This window comes from Burkholderia ubonensis (assembly GCF_902833085.1).
GTDB classification, from domain to species: Bacteria; Pseudomonadota; Gammaproteobacteria; order Burkholderiales; family Burkholderiaceae; genus Burkholderia; species Burkholderia ubonensis.
Map to the genome: position 1 here is coordinate 453,387 of NZ_CADFEB010000006.1, position 15,875 is coordinate 469,261.

Here is a 15,875-nt window from a genome sequence, read left to right on the forward strand (position 1 = left end):
CGCGCGACGTCGCGTCGGCCGGTCGCCCGTGCGTCGCCCTTCGCGCGGTCGCCCTCGCACAATGGAGGAAACAATGAGCTATCACCTGGAAGGCCGTCTGCTCGAGGTCTGCAACTGCCGCGTGCTGTGTCCGTGCTGGATCGGCGAGGATCCCGACTTCGGCACCTGCGACTCGATCGTCGCGTGGCATATCGACAAGGGCGCCGTCGACGACGTCGACGTCGGCGGCTGCACGATCGCCGCCGTCTGCCATATCCCCGGCAACGTGCTGCAAGGCAACTGGACCGCCGCGATCTTCGTCAACGACACCGCGACCGACGAACAGGAGAAAGTGCTGCTCGACGTCTATACCGGCAAGGCCGGCGGGCCGATCGCCGAGCTGGCGCAGTTGATCGGCACCGTCGTATCGGTCGAGCGCGCGCCGATCAGGTTCGACGTCGTCGGCGCGAAGGGCACGCTGACGATCGGCGCCGACTACCACGCGGAGCTCGAGCCGTACCTCGGCCCGAGCGGCGCGCAGACGACGCTGGCCGACACCGTGTTCTCCACCGTGCCCGGCGCGCCCGTGTTCGTCGGCAAGGCGCCCGTCTATCGCTCGAAGAACGCGGCGATCGGCATCGACGTCAACCTGACGAACCACAACGCGCTGCAGAGCACGTTCCTGTTCGACGCCTGAACGGCGCCGGCAACGGCGATGGCCGCGCGCGCGCATCGGCGCGTCTTTCCGCTCGTCTTCGCGAGCCTCGTCGCGCTCGCGTGGGCCGCGCTGTGGGCGTGGTCGAGCAGTCCGTACGGACGTTATCTCGATCACGGCGGCTGGACCGAGTCCGGACCGGCCGCCGCGCTGTGCCGCGCGCTGCCGGGCGGCGCGGTATGGCTGCCGGCCGCGATCGACGCCGCGGCGTGGACGCTGATGATCCTCGCGATGATGCTGCCGACCACGCTGTCGCTGTTCAACGCGTTCGCGCGCGTCGTCGCGGGCCGGCCGGACCGCGCGCGCCTGCTCGCGCTCGTGGGGCTCGGCTACGTCGCGGCGTGGAGCGGCTTCGGGCTGCTCGCGCACGCGCTGCATGCGCTGCTGCTGGCCGGCGTCGCGCACGTGCCGGCGCTCGCGTGGCGCGGCTGGCTGATCGGCGCGGCGGTGTTCGCGCTCGCCGGCGCATTCCAGTTCAGCGCGCTCAAGACGCGCTGCCTCGAGCGCTGCCGTACGCCGCTCAGCTTCGTGATCAGCCACTGGCGCGGGCGCGCGCCGCAGCGCCACGCGTTCGCGCTGGGCGGGCGGCACGGGCTATTCTGCGTCGGCTGCTGCTGGGCGCTGATGCTGCTGATGTTCGTCGTCGGCGCAGGCAGCCTCGGCTGGATGCTCGCGCTCGCGGCCGCGATGGCGCTCGAGAAGAATGCCGCGTGGGGGCGCCGCGTCACCGCGCCGCTCGGCTTCGCGCTGCTCGGCGGCGCGGTGCTGATCGCCGCCGGGCATCTTCTGTGAGGCCGCGATGCGCCCGCTCGTCACGCACGGTTCCGTCGAGCGCCTGCGGCCGGCTGCGCGCACCGTGCTGCTGACGGCCGCCGCGATGCTTGCGTTCGCATCGAATTCCCTGCTGTGCCGTCTCGCGCTGCGCGACGCGCAGATCGACGCGGCCAGCTTCGGCAGCCTGCGCCTCGTGTCCGGCGCGCTGATGCTCGCGATCGTCGTCCGCGCAGGCGCCGGCCGGCCGCCGCCGCGCGCCGACTGGCTGGCCGCGGCGATGCTGTTCGCGTACGTCGCGTGCTTCTCGTTCGCGTACCTGAGCGTCAGCGCGGCAACCGGTGCGCTGATCCTGTTCGGCGCGGTCCAGCTGACGATGTTCGCGGCCGGGCTGCACGCCGGCGAGCGGTTCACCGCGCCGGGCTGGGTCGGGATGGCCGCCGCGGTCGCGGGGCTGCTGTACCTCGTGTCGCCCGGCATGTCCGCTCCGACGCCGGGCGGCGTCGTGCTGATGTCGGCCGCGGGCGTCGCGTGGGGCGTCTATTCGCTGCGCGGACGCGGGCTCGCCGATCCGCTCGCGGCGACCGCCGGCAACTTCCTGCGCGCCGCGCCGATGGCGCTGGCCCTGAGCGCGGCGTTCGCCGGGCGTTTTCATCCGACGACGCGCGGCGCGCTGCTCGCGGTCGCGTCGGGCGCGCTGACGTCCGGTATCGGCTACGTGATCTGGTATGCGGCGCTGAAACACCTCACCGCGATGCGCGCAGCCGCGGTCCAGCTGTCGGTGCCGCCGATCGCCGCGTGCGGCGCGGTGCTGTTTCTCGCGGAACGGCCGACGTGGCGGCTCGCGATCGCGTCGGCGGCGATCCTCGGCGGCATCGCGCTCGTGCTCGCCAGCCGCGCGCACGGGAAAGCCGCGCCGCAGGCGCAGCGTCCGCCCGACACGCGGGAATGAGCGCCGGGCGCGTGCGTGCGCCGATGCGGGCAAGCATCGGCGCGGCCCCCCTTTATGCGAGAAAGCCCGCGCTCGAACCGAGTGCGGGCCTTCCGTCATTCCAGGGCGATCCGGCCGCCCTCGCGGGCGCCGGCGCGTCGGCTCAGTGGCCGCGGTAGACCGACGACGTGTCGCCGGACACCGGCACGACCACGCGCTGGCCGGCTTGCGACGCGGCGGCGGCATTCGCGCCGTAGCCCGTCGTGTCCGCCTGCGCGCCCGGGTTGCGGGTAGCGGCGATCTTCGCCTGCGCGGCCTGGATGTTTTCCGGATAGTTGATCCAGTCGTTCGGGTTGTAGCCGGCCTTCTCGAGCTCGACCAGTTCGGCGCGCACTTGCGCGCGGGTCAGCGGCTGCTGGTTCGATTGCGCGAACGAAACGGCCGGGGCGGCCACGATGACGGCCAGTGCAACTGCCTTGATCAGCGAATTCATGATTTGGAACCTCCGAGATTGTTTTTCAAACGCATCGGACTCATGGTTCGGTGCGGATGAGTGGAAGTCTAGGAGCCCCGGCAATCAGGGTAAATACTTAAATCGCAAATTCACTGTTGACGCAAAACGTACAATCGCCGTCTGCCCAGCCAATTAATCAGATGATTATCGAGCCGGCGGCAACGAATGCCCCGCGCATCACGGGCGCGGGACGCGACGCCATTCAATTCACGCCGCCCCATTCCGCCGATGCCATCAGCCGATCGAACAGCAGCGCCTTGAGACGCACGACGTCGGCCGCCTCGATATCGTCGCCATACGCGACGTGATGCAGCACGAGCTGCGGCGCGGCCGGGTCGGCGTGCGTGTGGCGCACCGTGCCGTCCAGCGTCAGCAGCGCAACATTGCCGCCGACCTCGTAAGGCAGCCGGATCCGCAGCGGCTCGCCCGCCGCGGCGATCGTCTGGCTCGCCGCCACCGACAGCCCGCTCAAGCTGATGTCGCGGACGATCCCGAAGCTGCCCACGCCGTCCTGTCCGCCGCAGCAGCGGGCAGCGAGCCGCGCCGGCACGCGCGGCTCGGCGCGCACCCGCAGGCATTCGATGAAGCCGGGCGGCGACAGGGCCATGAACGGCGCGGGGCCGGGCTGCACCATCTCGACGGTCGCCGCGAAGCGGTACGCGGCGGCGCGCCCGATCGCGATCGCCTCGACGTCGTCGCCCGGCCTGAATTCGAGCGCCGTCGCATGCTGAGGCTCGATGAGCAGCGACTGCGACGCCCGCTGGCCGATCAGCCGGCAGCGCAGCATCGTGCGCGTCGCGCCGACCCGCCGCCGCAGGCCGAGCGGCGCGCCCATCCACAGGCCCATGTGCGCGACCGACGGCACGTCGCCTTTCGGCGATTCCGCCGGGCCGGCCGCTGAGCCTTGGCCGGCTGCGCCTGAACCGGCCGCGCCTAGACCGGCCGTGTCTCTTCTCGCGGGCTGGAAATGGTCGAACAGGAAAGCGGGCTGCGCCGGGTCGTGCAGCGTCGTGCCGGCCGGCAGCAGCGCTGCGCCGCCGAGATCGTAGACGTCGAAGCCGAGCGGCGCGCCGGCCAGGAAATCGTCGTGCTCGAGCGCGACGTAATGGTAGGAAGTGCGCATCGGGGGGACGCGGACGAGCCGCGCGAGGCTGTCGTGATGGCGGTATTACGGCAGCCTGCGCGAAACCTGAATCGGAGGATTACCCGGGGATCACTCCGCGCCGCTCGCCCCGACGGGCGCTTGCGTGTCGGGCGCAGCCGGCGCGGGAGCCGGCGACGGTGACGCTGGAGACGTCGGCGCGGCCGGCGAGGCGCCGTTGCCGCCGCCCGCCCCGTTCGACGGCGCCTGCGGCGCACTGGCGGCGCTGCCCGACAACGCTGCCGCCGACGCGGCCACCTCGGACGCCGGCACCCATTCCTCGACGATGCCGCCGGACGCGGCTTCCGGCGCGGACGCCTCCGACGCCGCACTCGCCTCCGGCTCGGCCGGCTGCGGCGCACGCGGCGCTTTCGGCGCGGGCGGCGGCGTCTTCGTGTCGGCCTTGAACCAGCCGCCGAACAGGCCCGTCATCCGATCCTGCAGCGATTCGAGCCAGCCCGGCGCGGGCTCGGTATCGAACTTCGCCTTGCCGTCGATCAGCCGCGCGCGCAGCGCACGCTGGAAGAAGTCGCCGACGATCGGCAGCGCGCTGTGCGCGCCCTGCCCCCAGTAATCGCTGCGCAGCGTCACGCGCCCGTCGTTGAAGCCGACCCACGCGCCCGCGACGAGGTCCGGCTGCATCAGGATGAACCAGCCGTCCGCGTTGTCCTGCGTCGTGCCGGTTTTGCCCGCGACGTCGCCGCGAATCCCGAAGCGCGTGCGGATGCTCGTGCCGGTGCCGCGGTCGACGACGTCGCGCATCACGTCGACGAGCGTCTTGTCGGTCTCGGCGTCGAGCGCGCGCTCGGGCGGCGCCGGCGCGTACTCGGCGAGCACCTCGCCCTGGCGGGTCTCGATGCGCGTCACCATCTGCGGCTCGACGTACAGCCCGCCGTTCGCGATCGTCGCATACGACGCGACCATCTCCTTGAGCGTCACCGGGCTCGTGCCGAGCGCGAGCGACGGCACGCGTTCGAGCGCGCTGTCGCGCACGCCCATCGCGTAGGCAAGCCGCGCGACCTTCGCGGGCCCGATCTTCTCCATCACCTGCGCGGTGATCCGGTTGCGCGACAGCGCGATCGCGTCGCGCAGCGTCATCGGCTTGCCCGTCGGCGGCGCGTCGTCGTTCGGCCGCCAGATCTCGCCGCCCTTCAGCGGGATCTCGACCGGCTGGTCGACGAACGTGTCGTCCGGCTTCATTCCGCTCGCGAACGCCGCGCCGTAGACGAACGGCTTGAACGTCGAGCCCGGCTGGCGGCGCGCCTGCGCGACGTGGTCGAACGGCTCGGCCGTGAAGTCGCGGCTGCCGACCCACGCGCGGATCTGCCCGCTGCGCGGATCGATCGCGAGAAAGCCCGCCTGCACGTCGGTCTTGGTCTTGCAGAGCGCGCGCATGAAGCCGCGGTCGGCGGCGAGCGCCTTCATCGCGGCGGCGTCGCTCTTGCCGGCGTCCTGCATCGCCTTGTATTCGGGCGCTTCGCGCATGAACGCGCGGAACACCTCGTTGTCGGTCCCGCAGCCGTCGCGCCCGCTCCATGCGCCGTTCGCGATGCCCTGCAGCGCGTTCGCCTGCTGCTTCAGCGCCTGCGTCGCCATCGCCTGCAGGCGCGCGTCGATCGTCGTGCGGACGATCAGGCCGTCCGAGTAGATGTTGTAGTCGTTGCGGTCGGCCCATGCGATCAGCCACTTGCGCAGCTGCTGCGCAAAGTGCGGCGCAGGCCCGGGCGGCTCCTTCTGGCGCTCGAAGTCGATCCGCAGCGGGCGGCGCTGCAGCTGCTGGAACGTCGCCGGCGACAGCTTGCCGTACTTCACCATCTGGCCGAGCACGGTATTGCGCCGCTGCAGCGCGCGTTCGGGGTTCAGCACCGGGTTGTAGTAGCTGTTGCCCTTCAGCATCCCGACGAGCGTCGCGCTGTCGAGCACGTCGAGCTCGTCGGCCGACTTGTCGAAATAGGTGCGCGCGGCCATCTCGACGCCGTATGCGTTGTACAGGAACGGCACCGTGTTCAGGTAGGTCTCGAGGATCTGGTCCTTGCTGTAGACCGCCTCGATCTTCAGCGCGGTGATCGCTTCCTTCAGCTTGCGCGTGAGCGTCGGCGCGCGGCCGATCTCGTCCGGGTAGAGGTTGCGCGCGAGCTGCTGCGTGATCGTCGAGCCGCCCTGGCGGCTGCCCGAGAACGTGTGCAGCGCGGCCCCCGCGGTGCGCCGCCAGTCGAGCCCGTGGTGCTCGTAGAAGCGGTGATCCTCGGTCGCGATCAGTGCGTCGATCATGTGCGGCGAGATCTGCTTGAGCCCGACCCATTCGCGGTTCGACGGCTTGAATTCGGCGAGCAGCTTGCCGTCGGCGGACAGCACCTGCGCGGGCTGGTCGACGCGCGCCTTGCGGATGTCGCCGATGCCCGGCGTGAACGGGATCAGCGCGAGCACGTACAGCACGAACAGCGCCGGCACGGCGGCGACGGCGAGCAGCACGCTGCGCCGCGTCGGATGACGCAGGTGGAGCCAGGCGGCGGCGAGGAGACGCTTGAGCAACGCGGCGACGGCGGCCGCGACGGGTTGGGCGCGCGCGACCCACTTGGCACAAAGGTCACGCACTGACGACACGTTTCGGCGATTCACGCGGATGTGGGATCTGCTGGAAAGGCAGCATCGTACCAAAACTCGCGCGGCGGGCCGTCCGGCGGACGGCGCAACGCCTCGCCGACGCTCGTTCGCGCGCTGGCCGCCGGGCCGGCGACGCGCGCAAAAAAGGCGCGCGTCCGGCAACCGGAACCGCGCGCCAAGCCTGGTACTGCAACCGGTTCGACCCGTGCCCGGCAGCCGGGCTGCGCGCTCAGCGCACGAGGAAGCCGTACGCCTGCGGATCGCGTTCGTCGATGATCCAGTTCGCGAAGCCGCACACGTACGCGCGGCCCTCCACCTCCGGGATCACCGCCGGGATCTCGCCGACGGTCGTCTCGCGCAGCACGCGGCCCTTGAAGATCGTGCCGACGATCGATTCGTTGACAAGTGTGTCGCCCGCCGCCAGCAGCCCGCGCTGGTATAGCTGCGCAACGCGGCCGCCGGTGCCGGAGCCGGTCGGCGAACGGTCGACCTCGCGGTCCGCGAACACGCAGCAGTTCGCCTGCGTCGAGCCCGGGTGGCGCGGCGCGCCCGCGATGATGGTCCCGTAGATGTGGTTGATCTCCGGAATCTCGGGATGCACGACCGGATACGCGGCGTTCGCGGCCGCCTTCACTTCCGCGCCGAAGCGGATCAGTTGCTCGACCGCGGCCTCGCGCACCGGCAGGTCGAACGGCGCGCCGTCGACGTAGAAATAGAACGCGCCGCCGTACGCAATGTCGCCCGTCACCGCGCCGAACGACGGCGTGTCGACCGTCACGTCGCGCTTCCAGATGAACGACGGCACGTTGACGAAGCGCACCGGCCCCGCGTGCTCGCCGTCCCATTTGACGAACGCCTCGATGAAGCCGCACGGCGCGTCGATGCCGACCCGCGTTTCCGGCGCCGTGCGCTGCACCCAGCCGAGCTCGACCGCGGCGGTCGCCAGCGCGATCACGCCATGCCCGCAATGATCGCTGTAGCCCTCGTTGTGCACGAAGATCACGCCGAAATCCGCGTGCGGCGACACGGGCTCGGTCAGGTAGCCGCCGTACATGTCGGCGTGGCCGCGCGGCTCGAACATCAGCGCGCGGCGGATCTCGTCGGCGTGCTCCTTCAGCCACGCGCGGCGCTGAACGATCGTGTCGCCCGGCAAACGCGGCAGCCCGCTCGTGACGATGCGGAACGCTTCGCCGCCGGTGTGGACTTCGACGGTGGAAATGGATCGGGAAATTTTCATCGGTTGCTCAGGGGATTTGAATCGGGAACGCGGCGGCGGCCGGCGGGCACGCCGGCCGCGCGAGCCGCTCGAGCGCGGCAATCAATCGCCGTACGGCGCCGGCAAGCCGTTGCGGATCACGTAGACGCTCGTCGGCGCGCCCTTCAGGTCGCCGTTCGCATCGAACGAATAGGTGCCGGCGACGCCCTTGTAATCCGACTTCGCGAGCTGCGCGACGAGCTTCGCCTTGTCGGACGTCGTGCCGGCCTTGACCATCGCGTCGGCGAGCAGCTTCACGCCGTCGTAGTAGTTGACGCCGTACACCTGCGGTTCGGTGTGGTACGTGTCGTGGTACTTCTTCAGGAACTCGCGCCCGGCGGGCGTCTTCTCGAGCGCGACGCCGCCTTGCGCGCAGTACACGATCGACGCAGCCTCGCCCGCCACCTTGCCCATGTCGGCCGAGCAGATCCCGTCGCCGCCGAGCAGCTTCGCGCGCAGGCCGCGCTGCTTCATCTGCTTGGCCATCGGCGCGCCCTGCGCCGCGTAGCCGCCGAAGAAGATCACGTCCGGGTTGGTCGACTTGATCTTCGTCAGGATGCCGAGGAAGTCGGTCGCGGACGAATTCGTGAATTCCTGGTCGACGATCTTGATCCCGTTCGCCTTCGCGACGTTCGAGAACTGCTCGGCGACGCCCTGGCCGTACGCGGTGCGGTCGTCGATGATCGCGGCGGTCTTCGCGTGGAGCGTCTTCGCGGCGAACACGGCCATCGTGCCGCCGAGCTGCTCGTCGCTCGCGCCGATCCGGAAGATGTTCTTGAAGCCCTGTTTCGTGAGCGCCGGATTCGACGCGACCGGCAGCATCGGCACGCCCGCGTTGCTGTACACGCGCGACGCCGGGATCGCGACGCCCGAGTTGTACGGCCCGAGCACCGCGACGACGCCCTTGTCGACCAGATTCTGCGCGACCTGCACGCCGGCTTTCGGGTCGGCCTGGTCGTCGTCGGACGCGAGCTTGAACGTGACCGTCTTGCCGCCGACCTTCAGGCCCTGCTTGTTGATCTCGTCGACGGCGAGGCGGGCGCCGTTTTCGTTGTCCTTGCCGTTCGCGGCCTGCGGGCCCGTGAGCGGCGCCGAATGGCCGATCATCACGACTTCCTGCGCATGGGCGGAAGCCAGCGCGCCGGTGGCGGCGGCCACGGCGAGCGCAATGACGAGTTGACGCATGGTGTGTCTCCTGATTGGTTTTAGTCGAACCAATGTAGGACACAACTGGTCATTATTCAAGCAGTTTAAAAAAGCGGCTCCGTCTTCTGGTCAATAATCAGACCAGGGCAACAGAACAAGGACGCCCGCTCATTTCGGCGCGATGTCGCGCCGCACGCGCAGGATGTGCTGCTCGACGTAGAACGCGGCCGCGTCGGCGTCGCCGGCGACGATCGCCTCGTAGATCAGCCGGTGCTCGGACACGTAGAGCCGGATCCGGCCCGCGTCGTAGATCCCGTCGTCCTTCAGGCGCTTCCACAGAGGCTGGTCCATCGTCTTCGCGACTTCGCCGGCGATCTTCACGATCAGCGCGTCGCCCGTCATCAGCGCGAGCTGCCGATGGAACAGCCGATCGCTCTCGTTCCACAGCGCGCGCTGCTGAGGATCGTTGATGTCGGTGATCGTTTCCATCTGCGCGAGATAGCGCTCGGCGGCCGGGTCCGGCTTGCGATGCGCGGCCGCGAGGCGCGCGATCGCCGGTTCGAGGATCAATCGCACGTCGAGCGTCGAGGTCGGGCTGAAGTCGGCCTCGGCCGCGGCGTGCTGGTCGCCGCGCCGTGCCAGCACGTCGAGCGGGGCCGACACGACGTAGGTGCCCGAGTTGCGCTTCGTGAACACGAGCCCTTCGTTCTGCAGCGCGCCGAGCGCCTCGCGCACGGCCGGGCGGCCGACCTGGAACAGCGCCGCGAGCTCGCGCTCCGACGGCAGCCGGGTGTCGGGCGCATAGCGCCCCGCGCGGATTTCGTCGCGGATCTTTTCGGCAACCTGCTCGTAGATTTGCAGCGGCCGGAAGCCGTTTTCGAGGATTTCGAGGCGCGCGGACGACATCGTGAGGCTCCTGCCGGATGTTCGGGGTCGTGGACGGGTTCGCACTATACCGGAGCGGCGCGCTGCCGCGCCCGCTTCTGGACAGATATTAGAACCAAAAGCACCCGCACGTTTTATTTTCCGGCTTGTCATGCTGCCTGAAATTGGTATAGATTCGATCCAGACTGTCCGTCTCGCGGTATCCGGCAACCCAGCACCGGGCGCGCTGCCCGCCCGCCGTCCACGCTCAACCGACGCACACGATGACCACCCTCTCCCAGACTCCCGTTTTTGGCGCGGCCGCGACGGCCGCATTGCTCGACTATCCGGCGCTGCTCGCCGCCCTCCGGCAAACCGTCGTCGAGTACGCGGCGGGCGGAATCGTCAGCCCCGAGCGTCTCGTCGTGCCGCTGCAGGCGGGCGGCGTGATGCTGTCGATGCCGTCGAGTGCGCACGACATCGCGATCCACAAGCTCGTCAACGTCTGCCCGGGCAACGCCGCGCGCGGGCTGCCGACGATCCTCGGACAGGTGATCGCGTGCGACGCGACGACGGGCGAAATGCGTTTCGTGCTCGACGGCCCGACGGTCACCGGACGGCGCACCGCCGCGGTGACCGCGCTCGGCATCCAGGCGCTGCACGGCGACTCGCCGCGCGAGATCCTGCTGATCGGCACCGGCAGGCAGGCGGCCAATCACGCGGAAGCGCTCGCGACGATCTTTCCCCGCGCACGCCTCTTCGTGCGTGGCACTAGCGCCGCAAGCGCCGCCGCGTTCTGCGACGCCCAGCGCGCCCATGCGCCGCGGCTCGCGCCGCTCGACGGCGACGACATTCCGGACACCGTCGACGTCGTCGTCACGCTCACGACGAGCCGCACGCCGGTCTACCGCGAAGCCGCGCGCGAAGGCCGGCTGGTGGTCGGCGTCGGCGCGTTCACCGCCGACGCGGCCGAAATCGACGCGGGCACCGTGCGCAACAGCCGGCTCGTCGTCGACGATCCGGCCGGCGCGCGCCACGAGGCGGGCGACCTGATCCTCGCGCAGGTGGACTGGCGCAACGTTGCTTCGCTCGCCGACGTGCTCGGCGGCGCGTTCGTGCGCGGCGGGCCGCTGCTGTTCAAGAGCGTCGGCTGCGCGGCGTGGGATCTCGCCGCCTGCCGCGCGGCGCGCGACGCGCTCGACGCACGCCGGGCCGGCTGACCCGGCCGGTGCGTCACGAGTTTCAGCCCCACCGCGTTTCGGCCCCATCGCCGCGTCGCATGTAGGAAAAACCCTACAACGCGGTGAAGCGGCCTACGCAAACTTCCAATTCGGCCGATTTCCTTTTTGGCGTCGCAACCGGATACTGGCTTTCATGAATGCCAGCCTGTCATCCGTTGCGCTCCGGGTGTTCCTCGTCGATCACGCCGTCGCGGTACGGCGCAGGATCGCGCTGCTCGTCGGCGCGATCCGTGGGGTCGACGTCGTGGGTGAAGCGGAGGACGGCCAGGGTGCGTGGACGCACATCCGCCGGTGCCAGGCGGATGTCGTGATCGTCGACCTGCGGCTCGCGGACGGCAACGGTCTCGACCTGATCGGCATGCTGTCGAAGGCCGCGCCGCGCGTCGTTACGATCGTGCTGACGAACCATTCGGCGCCGGCGTTCAGGGAGGCATGCGCGACGGCCGGAGCGGATTACTTCTTCGACAAGACCGCCGAGTTCGACGCCGCATGCCACGTCATCGAATCCCTGGTGCGCTCGCGTCGCGCGCACCGCACCTGAAAGTGCCGGAGTGCATCATGTCATCAGCATCCGTTAGCGCTGCTGCCGTGCCCGTCGCGCGGCGGCTTGCGACGCCGCTTCACGCGATTGCCCGGGCCGACGCCCCGAAACACCCCGCCGCGCGCTGCTCCGTCTGCGCGATGCGTTCCCTGTGCCTGCCGCCGCAGCTGACCGCGGCCGAATACGGCCGGCTCGACTCGATCATCTGCACGACCCGCCATGTCCGCCAGGGCGACGCGCTGTTCCGCACCGACGATCCGTTCCAAAGCATCTACGCGGTGCGCGCGGGGTCGTTCAAGACGGTCATGGTGCATCGCGACGGCCGCGAACAGGTGACGGGCTTCCAGATCGCCGGCGAGACGTTCGGCATGGACGGCATCAGCAGCGGCCAGCATTGCTGCGACGCGATCGCGCTCGAGGACAGCGTCGTGTGCATCATCCCGTTCGGCCAGCTCGAGGCGGCCTGTCGCGAAATGAAGCCGATGCAGCATTTCCTGTACCAGATGCTGAGCAGCGAAATCGTCCGTGAATCGAGCCAGATGCTGCTGCTCGGCACGATGTCCGCCGAGCAGCGTGTCGCGCAATTCCTGCTGAACCTGTCGTCGCGCTTCCAGGCGCGCGGCTATTCGGCTTCCGAGTTCAACCTGCGGATGACGCGCGAGGAAATCGGCTGCTACCTCGGGATGAAGCTCGAGACCGTCAGCCGGATGTTCTCCCGGTTCCATCGCGAATCGCTCGTCGAGACGCACGGCAAGCGCGTGCGCATCATCGACGCGGAAGGGCTCGCGCGCGTCTGAGCGGCCGGCAGGCCGCGCGACTCGCCGCACGCACCCGTCGACACGAACCGGCGCGCGCTCGTCGCGCCCGTCGTGCCGCCCTTCGCGCTCAACGCGACGCATGCGAACCCTGCCCGGCCGTGCCCGGCGCTCCCGTCCCCTGCCCGACCCACGCCATCAGCGTCCGCTCGGCTGCCGCGAACGCGCGGCGCACCGCTTCGTGCGGGTCTTCGCCGACGCAATGCGGAATCGGCCTCAGCTCGTTGTTGCGGGTGATCAGGTCGAGCCGCACGTCGTATGCGCGCTGGCCGGTGCCCGACGCGCGCGACTCGATCGCCAGATGGCAGCCGCTGATCAGCGTGCGGAACCGTTCGAGGTGCACCAGTTGCTCGCCGGCTTCCGCCTCCAGTGCGGCCGAACCGGCGAATCCGAAGTAGGCGATCTGCATGCCCACGCCCATGTTGTTTCTCCCGACGGCGCCGCCCTCGTGCCGATCGCCTGATATGCGCCGCCCGCGTGGCCGCGAGACGGCGAAGATTCATCTGTAGTGACTGCCTGCGTTGTCCGTCCTTGCCGGACGCAGTCTGACCGGCAGCGTGCGCGGCCCCGCCGCGCGTTGCCCGCACGCCCCCGCGTGCGGCTCCCCTTTCTCTTATACGTTGAATGTCTGCGACCGCTTCAGTTCGATCCACGTCATGCCGGCCCGCAGGCCGGCAAGCACCGCCTCGCGCTCGGTCGGATACGACTCGCTGTGCTCGAACGCATGGTGAAACCGGCCGGCACCGACGCCGTGCTCGACCTGCACGCGGCAGCGGAACCCGCCGCCGCCGTCCGGCCGCGTCTCGACCTCGACCGACCAGTCGTCCTCGCGGATATTGCCCGACAATGTCATGTCTCCTCCCGAGACCTTTACGCCGCGTCAGCCGCCGAATCGGAAATGACCGCTGTGCAACAGCACCGGCCGCCCGCCGATCTCCTCGAGCATCCGGCGCGCGACGCCCTCGATCTCCGGGCGGTGCGCGTCGAACGCGCGGATCAGGTCGCGTTCGAGCAGCGACGCCGCGCCGAAGTGATCCTCGAGCGCCTCGGCTGTGATCGCACATTGCACACAGCTGTCATCCACGATCGCCGAGAACGCGACGACCAGATCGCGTGCGCAATATTCCGGTGGATCCGGCGGGAAATCGATCTGCATCGGCATTGGCTTGTCCATCATTGCTGCGACATGTCCATGACGTGAGCATAGAGGCGCGCGCCGCCGCACGCTTGACCCACGTCAAGCGAGTCCCCCGAGGCACTGCTCGACGCCGTGGGCGCGGCGTGGTCAAAGGAGGCGGGACGGGCCCGGTCGGGCGGGCCGAGCTGCCGCCATGGGCGGCGGCTGATGCGCCTGGTATGGCGGTGGGCTGAATCGCGGCGACAGCCGGTCGCCGCTCAGGATGCGTCCGGCTCGATCGCCGCGCCGCGCTCGGCGAGCAGTTCGCGCAGGATGCTGCGGTGACAGCGGCTTTCGTTCTCGCAGTAGCAGCCGATCGAGAACTGCGTGGTCGCCGACAGCGCCGCGAGCAGGTCCAGCACTTTCGGCGCGTCGCCGTGATTCATCTCCGCGCGGAACTTGCGGGCGAAGGCCCGCCAGTCGGCGTCGGTCCCGGCGGCCTGCGCCTGCGCGACGAGCTCGGGCGTCGGCGACAGCGTCGGCAGCCACACGTCGTAATAGTCGCGCGACGCGAACTCGGCCTTCGGCACGCCGCGCGGCGGACGCCGCACCGTGCCGATCCGCAGGCCCTCGCCGGCCGCGCGCGGCGACCCCAGCTGTACGATCCGGATGCTCATGCGTGCATTGCTCCTTTGGTTCGATGATTTTGACGCGCACATCGTAACGCTGCGTGCGTGGGGGTGACAGATGTGCGATGCGGGATCGTGCGCAGTAGAAAGTCCTATTGCGCCCTCATCACCGGACACGGAGCGCAAGTCGTGTAATGAATCGAAACACTTGATCCGTCAACGCCAAGGCCCGCCGACCGTTGAGCAATGATCTGAAGATAGCTCCACCCCGATGACGAGGAGTTCGGCTATGCTGCGCAGTGTCAAAGAAGTCGCTGTCGGTGGCGTTCTTAGCTTGGCTTGTGCCGTCGCGCAACCGAATCCTGTGTTTTCCGACACCGGATATGCGGCTGACGCGTACGGCGCCTTGGATCACTACCCGTTGCCGGTGCCCGGCCACGCGAGAACACAAAAGCAGTTCGTCGGCTACTACAGCCATTTCGACGAGGTTCGTGCGGCCGATCCAATTGCCAAGGCCGGCACGCCGTCGATACTAAAGACATCCGAACGCGAACTGACGCTGAACTACCCGTACGGCGGGCAGTATCGCAATCTCAACGACTATCTCGATCGCAATCCGGTGACCGGCCTGCTGATTGCGCAGGGCGACACGATCCTTTACGAGCACTATCGCTACGCCCGAAAGGATTCAGACCGGTTCATGTCGCAATCGATGGCAAAGACGATCGTCGGCATGCTGATCGGCATTGCAATCTCCGAAGGCGCGATTCGCTCGATCGACGATCTCGCGGATGTCTATGTGCCGGAGCTGGCAGACAATCCGTACGGACGGACTTCGATTCGGGATCTGCTGCACATGGCTTCCGGCGTCCATTTCTTCGAAGACAGCAATCCCGGCGACGATCGGGACAAGCTGGGCCTCGACCTTTTCAATCCGCACGGGCCAGGCGCCATCGATGCCGTCAAGCACTTCGATAAACGTGAACGTGCGCCCGGCACGCATTTCAGCTACGCGAGCGTCGAAACGGAGGTGCTCGGACTCGTATTGAGCCGCGCGACACATATGTCCGTCGCGCAATACGCGAGCGAGCGCATCTGGAAGAAAATGGGTATGGAGTCGGATGCGTCGTGGGCTCGCGATGCGACCGGACAGAACATTACCTTTTGCTGCGTGAGCGCCACGCTGCGCGACTGGGCTAGGCTCGGACTGATGCTCGCATATGACGGCCGGTGGAACGGCCAGCAAATCGTGCCGCGAGATTGGGTGTTGCAGGCTACGAGCGTTGCGTCTCGCGATGGTTTTCTGGCTCCGGGCAAAGCCAACCCGATTTTCGGTTACGGGTATCAAGTCTGGATATTGCCGGGCGAGCGTCGCATGTTTGCACTGCAGGGTATGGACGGTCAAAGAATCATCATCGACCCGAGCTCGAAGCTCGTACTCGTGCAGACGGCGATATGGACCAGCGACCATGATCCAGGCATGCGCGAAATTTTTGCCTTGTGGTACGCGCTCGTCGCGCAGTATGGAAACCTTGCTCTCGCAACTGAATGACGGACCGCTTTCGCAAAACTCGGCAGACACGTTCCGTGTCGGCGAGCGACTCACTCAGAG

Annotated in this window: 17 protein-coding genes; 7 read left to right on the plus strand and 10 right to left on the minus strand. The window is 68.7% G+C overall.

The window, feature by feature from the left end:
• Positions 1 to 73: 73 nt before the first annotated feature.
• From HWX31_RS19185 to HWX31_RS19195, 3 genes are read left to right on the plus strand one after another with little or no spacing between them, the layout of a single operon-like run.
• Positions 74 to 676 (plus strand): DUF1326 domain-containing protein, encoded by a 603-nt coding sequence (locus tag HWX31_RS19185; RefSeq protein ID WP_174960362.1) that lies wholly within the window; start codon positions 74 to 76, stop codon positions 674 to 676.
• A gap of 18 nt (positions 677 to 694) precedes the next feature.
• Entirely contained in the window at positions 695 to 1,486 is a 792-nt protein-coding gene (locus HWX31_RS19190) for a DUF2182 domain-containing protein (RefSeq protein WP_174960364.1), read from the plus strand.
• Positions 1,487 to 1,493: 7 nt separating this feature from the next.
• Positions 1,494 to 2,417 carry a DMT family transporter gene (locus HWX31_RS19195; RefSeq protein WP_174960366.1) on the plus strand — a complete coding sequence of 308 codons (924 nt, stop codon included), beginning with the start codon at positions 1,494 to 1,496 and terminating at the stop codon, positions 2,415 to 2,417.
• Positions 2,418 to 2,559: 142 nt separating this feature from the next.
• Here HWX31_RS19195 and HWX31_RS19200 read toward each other — a convergent pair whose 3' ends face one another.
• The 6 genes from HWX31_RS19200 to HWX31_RS19225 form a co-directional block, all read right to left on the minus strand.
• Positions 2,560 to 2,889 carry a DUF4148 domain-containing protein gene (locus tag HWX31_RS19200; protein WP_060284469.1) on the minus strand — a complete coding sequence of 110 codons (330 nt, stop codon included), beginning with the start codon at positions 2,887 to 2,889 and terminating at the stop codon, positions 2,560 to 2,562.
• Between the two features lie 223 nt (positions 2,890 to 3,112).
• Positions 3,113 to 4,033: a PilZ domain-containing protein gene (locus HWX31_RS19205; protein ID WP_174960368.1), complete on the minus strand. Its 921-nt coding sequence runs from the start codon at positions 4,031 to 4,033 to the stop codon at positions 3,113 to 3,115.
• A gap of 90 nt (positions 4,034 to 4,123) precedes the next feature.
• On the minus strand, positions 4,124 to 6,646 hold the full coding sequence (locus tag HWX31_RS19210; RefSeq protein WP_244143782.1) for a penicillin-binding protein 1A: 2,523 nt from the start codon (positions 6,644 to 6,646) through the stop codon (positions 4,124 to 4,126).
• A gap of 238 nt (positions 6,647 to 6,884) precedes the next feature.
• Positions 6,885 to 7,892: a trans-3-hydroxy-L-proline dehydratase gene (lhpH, locus tag HWX31_RS19215; protein ID WP_059613509.1), complete on the minus strand. Its 1,008-nt coding sequence runs from the start codon at positions 7,890 to 7,892 to the stop codon at positions 6,885 to 6,887.
• A gap of 81 nt (positions 7,893 to 7,973) precedes the next feature.
• Complete coding sequence (locus tag HWX31_RS19220; protein WP_174960372.1) at positions 7,974 to 9,095, minus strand: branched-chain amino acid ABC transporter substrate-binding protein; 1,122 nt, start codon at positions 9,093 to 9,095, stop codon at positions 7,974 to 7,976.
• Positions 9,096 to 9,224: 129 nt separating this feature from the next.
• Positions 9,225 to 9,962, minus strand: coding sequence for a FadR/GntR family transcriptional regulator (locus HWX31_RS19225; protein WP_174960374.1), 738 nt, complete (start codon positions 9,960 to 9,962; stop codon positions 9,225 to 9,227).
• Positions 9,963 to 10,204: 242 nt separating this feature from the next.
• Between HWX31_RS19225 and lhpI the strand changes: the two genes are divergently transcribed.
• The 3 genes from lhpI (at position 10,205) to HWX31_RS19240 (ending at position 12,499) form a co-directional block, all read left to right on the plus strand.
• Complete coding sequence (gene lhpI / locus HWX31_RS19230) at positions 10,205 to 11,140, plus strand: bifunctional Delta(1)-pyrroline-2-carboxylate/Delta(1)-piperideine-2-carboxylate reductase (protein ID WP_174960376.1); 936 nt, start codon at positions 10,205 to 10,207, stop codon at positions 11,138 to 11,140.
• A gap of 154 nt (positions 11,141 to 11,294) precedes the next feature.
• Positions 11,295 to 11,702, plus strand: a complete 408-nt coding sequence (locus tag HWX31_RS19235) for a response regulator (RefSeq protein ID WP_059933162.1) — start codon at positions 11,295 to 11,297, stop codon at positions 11,700 to 11,702.
• Between the two features lie 17 nt (positions 11,703 to 11,719).
• Positions 11,720 to 12,499: a helix-turn-helix domain-containing protein gene (locus HWX31_RS19240; protein WP_059535706.1), complete on the plus strand. Its 780-nt coding sequence runs from the start codon at positions 11,720 to 11,722 to the stop codon at positions 12,497 to 12,499.
• Positions 12,500 to 12,587: 88 nt separating this feature from the next.
• On the opposite strand, the gene HWX31_RS19245 is transcribed toward HWX31_RS19240, so the two are convergent.
• The 4 genes from HWX31_RS19245 to HWX31_RS19260 form a co-directional block, all read right to left on the minus strand.
• Positions 12,588 to 12,938: a metal ABC transporter ATPase gene (locus tag HWX31_RS19245; RefSeq protein WP_174960378.1), complete on the minus strand. Its 351-nt coding sequence runs from the start codon at positions 12,936 to 12,938 to the stop codon at positions 12,588 to 12,590.
• 192 nt (positions 12,939 to 13,130) lie between these two features.
• On the minus strand, positions 13,131 to 13,370 hold the full coding sequence (locus HWX31_RS19250; protein WP_174960380.1) for a UDP-glucose 4-epimerase: 240 nt from the start codon (positions 13,368 to 13,370) through the stop codon (positions 13,131 to 13,133).
• A gap of 27 nt (positions 13,371 to 13,397) precedes the next feature.
• On the minus strand, positions 13,398 to 13,673 hold the full coding sequence (locus HWX31_RS19255) for a DUF1488 family protein (RefSeq protein WP_088507737.1): 276 nt from the start codon (positions 13,671 to 13,673) through the stop codon (positions 13,398 to 13,400).
• A 239-nt stretch (positions 13,674 to 13,912) separates the two neighbouring features.
• The gene (locus tag HWX31_RS19260) at positions 13,913 to 14,311 is read right to left on the minus strand and encodes a DUF488 domain-containing protein (RefSeq protein ID WP_059649928.1); all 399 of its coding nucleotides are present in this window, start codon (positions 14,309 to 14,311) and stop codon (positions 13,913 to 13,915) included.
• 241 nt (positions 14,312 to 14,552) lie between these two features.
• On the opposite strand from HWX31_RS19260, the gene HWX31_RS19265 reads away from it, so the two are divergent.
• Positions 14,553 to 15,815 carry a serine hydrolase domain-containing protein gene (locus tag HWX31_RS19265; protein WP_174960382.1) on the plus strand — a complete coding sequence of 421 codons (1,263 nt, stop codon included), beginning with the start codon at positions 14,553 to 14,555 and terminating at the stop codon, positions 15,813 to 15,815.
• Positions 15,816 to 15,875: the final 60 nt, after the last annotated feature.